We start from the raw sequence: 550 nt of genomic DNA, 5'->3' as shown, positions 1-550 counted from the left end.
GGATATTACTTTAAAATCTGCAGAACGTTCCCTGCTATCTACGCATGACGGTTCCCATTTTTCTCCCAAACAGTCTCCGGAACAGTATGCTTCTGACCGGCTGGAAGAAGGAATCAAGTGGTCGGCCAGTAAAGGGGAAACCATCGTTTCTCAAGGCAGTAAAAAAGCGGCAAAAAAAAAGGCAGAGAAGACCTGGAGAGTCATCAAAGAACGAAGGAGTAAAAATGCGGATCGTACTGCTGAACAGAGTAGAAACAGTGGAACTCAAGGAAATTCACAAACAGAACGTCAAACTGATATACGAATTAAAACAAAAGAAGCGGTAAACAAAAGAACAGCAGGAGTAGCGAGAGAGAACATTGCAGAGGTAAAAAATGCGACCCCTTTGAGAGATTCTGCAAATCGTATCAAACAAGCACATACAGCGAAAACTTCAAAGGAAGCGTCAAAATTAAAGAAACAGGCAGAACATGCTTACCGTTCTGGAAAAAAATTAGCTGTCCAAGGGAAAAAGGCTGCAACACAATCTGCAAAGGCAGCTAAACGGACA

The 550-nt window shown here is 42.5% G+C and carries 1 protein-coding gene; it reads left to right on the top strand.

Annotated features, from left to right (window positions below):
* The coding region (locus IE212_RS35830; RefSeq protein WP_229864745.1) for a hypothetical protein at positions 1 to 550 on the top strand (550 nt) is incomplete at both ends.

The organism is Streptomyces djakartensis (assembly GCF_014651075.1).
GTDB lineage: Bacteria > Actinomycetota > Actinomycetes > Streptomycetales > Streptomycetaceae > Streptomyces > Streptomyces djakartensis.
This window is presented reverse-complemented; position numbering and strand designations above follow the sequence as displayed.